8 protein-coding genes, 1 pseudogene and 1 riboswitch are annotated in these 9,296 nt (G+C 38.1%); all 9 genes and pseudogenes read left to right on the forward strand.

Going from position 1 to position 9,296, the window contains the following annotated elements; all coding sequences use genetic code 11:
- Positions 1-416: 416 nt before the first annotated feature.
- On the forward strand, positions 417-587 hold the full coding sequence (locus tag PGQ38_RS20270; protein ID WP_227200182.1) for a helix-turn-helix domain-containing protein: 171 nt from the start codon (positions 417-419) through the stop codon (positions 585-587).
- 250 nt (positions 588-837) lie between these two features.
- Positions 838-913: riboswitch (cyclic di-GMP riboswitch) on the forward strand.
- A 163-nt stretch (positions 914-1,076) separates the two neighbouring features.
- Complete coding sequence (locus tag PGQ38_RS18515; RefSeq protein ID WP_270433043.1) at positions 1,077-3,950, forward strand: response regulator; 2,874 nt, start codon at positions 1,077-1,079, stop codon at positions 3,948-3,950.
- A gap of 80 nt (positions 3,951-4,030) precedes the next feature.
- Entirely contained in the window at positions 4,031-6,226 is a 2,196-nt protein-coding gene (locus PGQ38_RS18520) for an ATP-binding protein (RefSeq protein WP_204454929.1), read from the forward strand.
- A 636-nt stretch (positions 6,227-6,862) separates the two neighbouring features.
- Complete coding sequence (locus tag PGQ38_RS18525) at positions 6,863-7,060, forward strand: hypothetical protein (protein ID WP_270433045.1); 198 nt, start codon at positions 6,863-6,865, stop codon at positions 7,058-7,060.
- Positions 6,990-7,169, forward strand: a pseudogene (locus PGQ38_RS21035) (IS91 family transposase); the annotation flags it as partial. The gene PGQ38_RS18525 and the pseudogene PGQ38_RS21035, both read left to right, overlap by 71 nt.
- A 286-nt stretch (positions 7,170-7,455) precedes the next feature.
- Complete coding sequence (locus PGQ38_RS18530) at positions 7,456-8,082, forward strand: GNAT family N-acetyltransferase (RefSeq protein ID WP_306797052.1); 627 nt, start codon at positions 7,456-7,458, stop codon at positions 8,080-8,082.
- Positions 8,083-8,121: 39 nt separating this feature from the next.
- Positions 8,122-8,592 carry an LURP-one-related/scramblase family protein gene (locus tag PGQ38_RS18535; protein ID WP_173716680.1) on the forward strand — a complete coding sequence of 157 codons (471 nt, stop codon included), beginning with the start codon at positions 8,122-8,124 and terminating at the stop codon, positions 8,590-8,592.
- Positions 8,593-8,631: 39 nt separating this feature from the next.
- A complete protein-coding gene (locus PGQ38_RS18540; RefSeq protein WP_118577832.1) occupies positions 8,632-8,850 on the forward strand; it encodes an aspartate dehydrogenase in 219 nt (72 codons plus the stop codon).
- A gap of 26 nt (positions 8,851-8,876) precedes the next feature.
- Positions 8,877-9,239, forward strand: coding sequence for a YccF domain-containing protein (locus PGQ38_RS18545; RefSeq protein ID WP_204454931.1), 363 nt, complete (start codon positions 8,877-8,879; stop codon positions 9,237-9,239).
- Positions 9,240-9,296: the final 57 nt, after the last annotated feature.

Consider the following 9,296-nt stretch of genomic DNA (forward strand, 5'->3'; position numbering starts at 1 on the left):
TCATCATGGGAATGAAGTATTTCTTGCTGAATGCGAATAGTCTGGAATTTTAAGTCGATTTGAGTTGTTGCTGTGGTGTTGTTCTATTTCAAAAAAGAGTGAAATGATATAAATAAGGCCACGGCTGATTTCATGTTGGAACAGCCGTGGCTCAGTTTATTTTTTTATCCGTATAAACGAGACTGTTCCGCAGATTATGTAGAACAGACAGAGTACGATTCCGATAGTGAGAACATCAGATGCATAATTACCAGAACCACGAACAGGAATATCACCTGATTCCCGGAAGTCTTTCAGCCATTTTGTTAATGTGCTGTATCCGATGCCAAGATTTTCTGCACATCCACGTACTCCGAGATCTTTGTGATCCTGATAGTACTAGACTGCATCAAGTTTAAATTGTTTGTCATGTTGCTTTGCCATATGAGATCCTCCTTCAGCATGCCTCTATTGTATCATGCTTATGTGTATTTGGAATTTCCCAGTCATCACTGGGAAGAATCATGGCGCAGGAAAACCTGCCGTCGCTGATCACACTTGAAAAAATATGTACAGCTTTGGGCGTGACATTATCACAGTTTTTTTAGGAAGGTAATTCAGAGAATCTGACAGAAAAACAGAAAGAAGTTTTAAGGATATGGAATAATCTGAGTACAAATGAGCAGGAAACAGTGATGTCAATGCTGCGTGGTCTTCGGAAGTAGAAGAACAGTTCGAGTATATGTATCGGCTGTTCTTTTTTTATTTTTGTCGTTAAAACGGTAATGTTTTCTTGTGTATACTAGAGCATTAAAGTATAATAAAACCAGTTTTTTTGCATAAGTATTAAAGCTATAATAAGGAAATCGGCAAACCAGATGAAAGTCTGGGACGCAAAGCTACAGGGCCTGTAAAATGGCAGCCAGTTGCATGAAATGAGGTTGCACTGTCTGTTTGGCAGTGCTTTTTTATGGTAGAGCACTTGAATAAGTAATACAGAAGCTGTTTGGAAAAATAGCGGGGAGGTTATTGACAATTAATGAATGTAAAATTAAAATCTGGAAGCAAGCAACTGTAGCCTAGAGGAGGGGAGAAAGATGAAGAAGTGCAAATTAGTACAGAATATAATGAATTTCAAATTTTGTTACATTATATTTTGCACAATTATATGTTTTATTGTTTTATCCGTTCCTACATTTGCCAAAGAAAACTCTGACAATGTTATCCGGGTAGGATCTTTTGAAGAAACTTATAATACCGTCAATGAAAAGGGAGAAAGAAGCGGCTATGGTTATGAGTATCTTCAAGATATTGCAGGTTATGCAGGATGGACATATAAATACATAACAAGTGATTGGAAAAACTGCTTTACACAGTTGGAAAATGGAGAGATTGATATTCTTGGTGACATTTCCTATACAGACGAACGTGCTGAAAATATGCTTTTTTCCGATATGCCTATGGGGGAAGAGAAATATTACATCTATACGGATGCATCCAATATGGATCTTACAGCAGGAAATTTGGATTCTTTTGAGGGAAAAAATATTGGTGTGTCTAAAGATAATATAGTGGAGGATGTGCTTAATGAATGGGAATCAAAATATGGTCTGCATACGAAGCATATCAATGTTTCTACAACCACAGAAATTATGGACAAACTGTCGAAACATGAAATTGACTGCTTCGTTTCGGTAGAAGAATCCCGTTGGGAAGAATCGGATATTTCACCGCTTACAAGTATTGGAGAGACAGAAATCTATTTCGCTATAAATCCAGAACGTCCGGATATCAAAGAAGCACTGGATAGTGCTATGCGCAGAATCAAGGATGACAACCCATTTTACACAGATGATCTCTACAGGCGTTATCTTTCTGCACAGAGCAGCTCGTTTCTTTCAAAAGAAGAAAGTGAGTGGATCGGGCAGCATGGTGCAATCCGGATAGGGTATCTGAATCAGGATGGAGGTATCAGCAGTGTAGATCCATCAACAGGTAAACTGACAGGTGTTATTACAGATTATGTGGATCTTGCAGAAAATTGTCTGCAAGGTCAGACTCTGGAATTTGAATTAAATGGATATGAGACAAGAAGTGAACTGCTTCAGGCATTGCAGGATGGAAAAATAGACCTGATCTTTCATGCAAACCAGAATCCATACTTTGCAGAAACAAATGGATTTGCTTTGTCGGATACGCTGTTGACTCTCAATATGGCAGCAATTACGGCAAAGGATTCTTTTGATGAAAATAAAGAGAATATAGTTGCCGTTGAAAAAGATGATTTTGCATTGAAAGCATATCTTTCATACAATTATCCGCAATGGAAGGTTGTGGAATATGAAACATCAGATGCAGCAGTAAAAGCAATGCAGAAAGGGGAGACGGATTGTATTGTAAGCAATTCAGGTACTGTTTCAGACTATTTGAAAAATAATAAGCTTCATAGTGTTTTCCTGACAAAAGAAGCTGATGTTCCATTTGCTATTCTGCAGGGAGAACCGGTTCTTTTGTCCATTCTGAATAAAACACTGACATCTATGCCTACAACTCAATTTTCAGGTGCAGTAGTTTCGTATAATGCTTCCTTACGAAAAGTTACAGCGAAGGATTTTATTCAGGACAATTTACTGACAGTTTCACTTATCGCTGGAATTTCTTTTTTCGTTGTTCTGTGTATAATTCTTGATTCTTTGAAAAAATCAAAACGTGCGGAAGAAAAATCCAAGAAGTCTGCTGAGCAGGCATTGAAGCTGAATCAGGAGCTTGAAGAAAAACAGCAGGAATTACAAAATGCACTTGTAGAAGCACAGAGTGCCAATAAGGCTAAGACTTCCTTTTTAAATAACATGTCTCATGATATCAGAACACCGATCAATGGTATTATTGGCATGCTTACGATTCTTGAGAAAAGCGGAAATGATGCTGAGCGGGCAAAGGATTGCATGAATAAAATACATGAGTCATCGAAACTGCTACTATCATTGATAAATGATGTTTTAGATATGGCAAAGTTAGAATCAGATACAGTGGTTTTTGGTGATGAATCCATCAATCTGGATCAGGTATGTCAGGAAATCACGGAGTCACTATCTTTTCAGGCAGAAGAAAAAGGACTTCATGTTATAGGAGAACATGATGATTACAGTGGTATATATGTTTGGAGCAATGCAGTTCATCTGAAAAAAATATTGATGAATCTGTTTACAAACAGTATGAAGTACAATAAGGTGAATGGTTTTATTTACATGAGTATGAGAACGATTGAAAGATTAGAAGATCACATGACATGTGAATTTAAAATAAAAGATAATGGAATTGGAATGTCAGAAGAATTTATAAAAAATGAATTGTTTACTCCATTTGTACAGGCAGATAATTCCCCACGTTCTGAGTATAATGGGACAGGTCTGGGAATGCCTATTGTGAAACAACTTGTAGAAAAGATGGGAGGAACCATAACAGTTGAAAGCAAGCTTGGTGAAGGAAGCTGTTTTACTGTAATACTTCCATTTAAAATTGATACGAATGCACGGCCAGAAGAAAAAGAAGATTTTGATGCAGATATATCAGATATCCGGGTATTGCTGGTTGAAGATAATGAGCTGAATGTGGAAATAGCAGAATTTATGCTGACGGAAAATGGGGCTAAAGTAGAAACAGTGAACAATGGGTTAGAAGCTGTTCAGCATTTTGAAGCTTCCGAACCGGGAACATACGATGTTATTTTAATGGATGTTATGATGCCGGTGATGGATGGTCTTACTGCTGCAAGAACAATAAGAGACCTGGAACGGCAGGATGCAAAAATAATCCCTATCATTGCTATGACTGCAAATGCATTTAGGGAAGATGCAGAAAAGTGTATGGAAGCAGGAATGAACGCACATCTCGCAAAGCCGCTGGATGCGGAAAAAATTAAGCAGACTATAAGCGAAGAGTTGAGAAAGCAAAATGCCTGTCATAAATGATTATGAGGCAACCGCAGCAATTAGGAGCCTTCCAGATGCATGGGAAAAGCAGACAGGAAACATAGAGAGAGGATTTTGTTATGACAGAAATTAATTTATTTCCGAAGCAACCGCAGTCTGTGACTGTTTTGGTTTTTATAACTGTGCTGATCGTTCTGCTTCTTATCCTGACTGTAATGGTACATATGAGGAACAGAAAACTGAAAAGTACGTTGGCAGAACAGATGGCGGAAAGACGGCTTTTGGATAAGATATGTGCAGATTTTACGGCTGTCTATTATGTTGAATTAAATACCGGTTCCTTTGAAATTCTCCATATAAACGATGGAACCAACGTAAAAAAAATGAATCTGAAACAGGGTGATAATTTCAATTCTTCTGCTGACCAATATGCGGTTCAATATCTGTATGAGAAAGAAAGACAGGAATTTAAGGACTGGATTTCGACAGGGCATCTAAAGGAACAGCTTTCCCGGAAGGAGCGCATTACATACCATTATAGAAGTAAACCGAATCCGAACCAGCATGAATTTTTTGAGGCACAGGCAGCCAAAATATACGAGGATGAGAAACATTTTTTCGCACTGGTGGGTTTTCGGCATATTGATGATATCATGGAAAAAGAAACTACGATCCAGAATCAATTAAAGCAGGCACTGGATGAAGCACGGCTGAGTAATGAAATAATCTCAGCAATTGCTAAGAGTTACTGTTCTATCTACAGGATTGATGTGCAGAAAGATTTTTTTGAAGAGATATCAAATGACAGTGAAATACACAAACTGACAGGAAACAGAGGCAGTGCATCGGAGAAACTGTATCAGCTTTGTGATACAATGGTTGCATCTGAATACCGTTCGCTGATCCGTCCATTTCTGGATGTCTCTACACTTTCAGCAAGATTGAAGACGGAAGAATGTATTTCTACAGAATACAGAATGTGTGATGGCAGTTGGCACAGGATGCTTTTTACTGTAAAAAAACGGGATGAGTCTGGAAATGTAACCCATGTTTTATGTACAGTCCGTAGTATCAGCGATTCCAAGAGACGTGAAGAGGATCTTAACTTTGCTGCGGAAGCAGCAAAGCGGGAAGCCGAAATGAAAACAAGGTTTCTGGCAACGATGAGTCATGATATCCGTACACCACTGAACGGTATTATCGGTATGGTAAATATGGGAAATCAGTACGCAGATGATCCACAGATGCAGCAGAAGATCAGAGAAAAGGTAATGGAATCCCTGAAATATCTGGTGTCTCTGGTAAATGATGTGTTGGATATGAATAAACTACAGAGCGGGGATTTGAAGGACCAGCAGCTTTTATTTGATCTGACAGAGGTACTGCAGGAACTGAATCAAATTTATGATGAGCGGGCTGCCAAGAAAGGCATCCGGTATGAGATTGACTGGAAAAATGGTACATACAGTCACAGCACTCTGGTTGGAAACCCGGTATATCTTGGAAGGATTCTGTCGAATATTATGGACAATGCCATAAAATTCAGTCAGTCGGGTAGTGTGCTCACGTTCGGGGTTAAGGAAGAAACTCTGGATGATGACAGAGCAAATTTCACTTTCTACTGTAAAGACCAGGGTGTGGGTATGAGTGAAGATTTTATTGCACATGCTTTTGATATGTTCTCTCAGGAAAGCGAGACAAGCAGATCCAGGTATGAAGGCACCGGACTGGGGCTTGCAATTACGAAGCAACTCGTGGACAGAATGGATGGAAGTATTGAACTGAAGAGCAAAGCAGGTGTCGGGACAACAGTTATTGTAAAAATTCCGTTCAAAATTGGCACACAGGATAAAAACAGTAATTTATCAGATAAGCCAGTAAGCCTTGATGATTATTCGGTAGAAGGCATGCGGGCATTGGTTGTGGAAGACAATGAGTTGAACATGGAAATTTCCAGATGTATACTGGAAGACAGCGGTATGGAAGTTACATGTGCAGTAGACGGGCAGGAAGCAGTTGAAATCTTCGAGAAATCTGCACCGGATTATTTTGGGGTAATTTATATGGATATTATGATGCCGAGGATGAATGGTCTGGATGCGGCAAGGACAATCAGGGAAATGAAAAGAAGGGATGCCAGGAGGGTTCCGATCATTGCAATGTCCGCGAATTCTTTTGCAGAAGACATTATCAACAGCCGGCTGGCTGGAATGAATGTTCATCTTGCAAAGCCACTGGATGCGGAAAAAATGATCATTGCCTTAAAACAATGCATGGCAGATAATAGCGATGTAAAACTGCACGAAGATTTGTAGGAATAAAAAGACAGAGCATATAAAGTTGTTATATGGTCTGTTTTTTAATTCCTTAGAAGAAGCAGGCTGTGAAAATTCATATGTCTTTTTGGGACTGAAATAATTACTTAAATGAAAAACTAATTTCCAGCTGTGGACTATCCCTGTCTGACATTATTAGCAAAATCAATGCAAGGGGAACATAATTAGGATAAAAGCAGACCGGTGGAGAGCAAAATCTCTGCTGGTTTTATATATGAGATCAAATCAGAGCATGTGAGAAAAAGTCCAGCTAACATTTGAGTTCTGCTCTGTTGTCACCCCTTATTCGGGGATGTAAATCAGAGAAAAGGCGGGAAAAGAAACAATCTCTCCCAAACCTGCAAACATAAATTGAACAAAATCGCTGCGCGATGGCCTACCAAGGCTATGGCATAGCGATTTTCTTTTTTCTATAACAAAACAGTGGAAAGCAAGTCCTAAAAGTAGTATTGTTAAGTCACCACAACGAAACAATCAAACAGGATCGACCTTCCCACTGCCTATGAAAAGAATACCACCCTTCCGCTTGGTTGGCAAGCGGTTTTATGACCAAAATGCACCTCCATATAAAGCAGTGTTCCGGATAACTACTGATTTTATATGGAGGATTTTATTATGTATGAAAAATATTTAGAACAGCTTGAGGAAGCCGGAAAAATCTGTAACCTTAAAGAACGTTCCATCAACTGCTATAAAAACTATGTCTCTTATTTTCTGAAATATCAGAATAAGAATCCTGAAGAGACACAAAAAGCTCACTTTATGCCGGAATCTCCTCGGATGCAAAAAATATCTTTCAAAGCTCAGGGATAAGGAGATGCCAGAAATATTGAAACAGCTATACGGGATAAACATCTATGTATGTAAATCCTGCGGTGGACATCTTGGAAAACCACAACTGAGAATACCGCAAAGGTGTTAAAATCCAAATCTTTTATATGTTTTCTAAGCCTCAAAATCCTGAGGTTTAATTGTTATACCTATTTATCTGAAAATTCTTGATTTCTGTAGCGTCTGCACAGGAAATCCTGTATAATCATGGATAAGAACAAAAGATTAAAAGTCCATAGGTAGTAGCTACTCGGACGCTCACTTTGTTCAATTAGGTCAAATCGAAAATGGAGTAAACGAAGGGGCAGTTCACTGAAATGTCGAAACTGCTTTTTCGTTTACTCCATCATCGATTCTAACCTAAAGAATTGTCTTAATTGGATAAATCGAAATTGAATACTGAAGGGATATATTTTAAAATGATACTAGAAACTGAAAGATTAATTTTAAGAAAGTGGACGCAAGATGATGCAGAAAGTTTGTTTACTTATGCAAAAAATCCAAAAGTAGGGCCAATTGCCGGATGGCCTCCTCACAAGGATATCGAATCAAGTAAATATGTTATTGACAATATTTTCACCGGAGCAGAATGCTATGCAATCTGTGAAAAAGAGAATAATGTTGCAATAGGAGCTGTTGAACTAAAACTAAACGGACATACAGATATGACAGATAGAGATGATGAATGTGAACTTGGTTACTGGTTGGGAGAACCATTCTGGGGCAGAGGGTATATGCCCGAAGCGGCATATGCGCTTATGAAACGAGGATTTGAAACGCTTGAAATGACTACAATATGGTGTGGCTATTATGACGGAAATAAAAAGTCCAAAAGAGTACAGGAGAAACTTGGATTTATTTATCATCATACTTGCGATGAGGTTCCAGTACCATTGCTTAATGAGGTAAGAGTTGGCCATACAAATGTCATAACAAAAGAACAATGGAAAAGCCATACACAACCTGATGGAAAAATCCACGTAGCCAATATCGAAGAAGTGTAAAGAACCAATTATATCTGTTGGAGAGAGCGGTGAAAAGTTATGAAGTTATTATTTAAACAAAGGCTATTTTCATGGTTTGACAGCTATGATATTTATGATGAAGCAGGCAACACTGTTTATGTAGTAAAAGGTCAGTTGTCCTGGGGACATAAACTTGTAATTTATGATGCCTATGGAAATGAAGTAGGAATGGTTGTTCAGAAAGTACTTACTTTTCTTCCTAAATTTGAGATTTATAAAAATGGCAGTTATATTGGATGCCTGAGCAAAGAATTCTCATTCCTGACGCCACATTATAATATTGATTACAATGGATGGCATATTGATGGAACCATTATGGAATGGAACTATAGCATTCTTGATCGAAGCGGTTATTCAATTGCACGGGTTAGTAAAGAACTGTTTCATATGACTGATACATATGTTATTGATGTGCAGGATCCAGGAAATGCGTTGGATGCGCTGATGTTTGTACTGGCAATCGATGCAGAAAAATGTTCCAGAAATTAATAGTTGATCTTGTTACTGTAATTATTCGGAGGATGAAGTATGGGATTATTCAAAAAGAAAATCATGAAAAAAACATATGACCGAGAACATATGAAACCAGTTATTCGTGCAAGTATTTGTACCGGAGAAGAAGTAGCAGGGTTCAAAGACATACGGACCGGAAAAATCGAAGAAATCATGCTGATCAGATCGCCGGAGGACTTAGAAAAATTTAAAGAGATATATGAGATAACAGAGGAAATTGCAAAAGAATATTAAACATTGGATAAGGAGGATGTATTGTCATGAGAACTATAGGTAATATTCTTTGGTTTATATTTGGAGGATTACTGGGTGGACTGGCATGGATTTTTGCAGGATGCATATGGTGTATTACAATTATTGGAATTCCGGTAGGTCTGCAATGCTTTAAATTAGCAACCCTGGCATTCTGGCCGTTTGGAAAAGAAATCGTATATGGAAATGGCATGTTTTCGTTTCTGGTAAATCTTATATGGATTATATTTTTTGGATGGGAAATGGCACTTGGAAACCTGATAGTTGGTTGTATATGGTGTATTACGATAGTTGGAATTCCATTTGGAAAGCAGTTTTTCAAGATGGCAAGACTCTCTTTCATGCCATTTGGTGCGAGTGTGATAGGATAAAAGAAAAAATAAAAAAGAATTTGTTTAATTGGATAAACTGTTAAGGAAACAATCGGA

Source organism: Blautia faecis, from assembly GCF_027662325.1.
Lineage (GTDB): Bacteria > Bacillota > Clostridia > Lachnospirales > Lachnospiraceae > Blautia_A > Blautia_A faecis.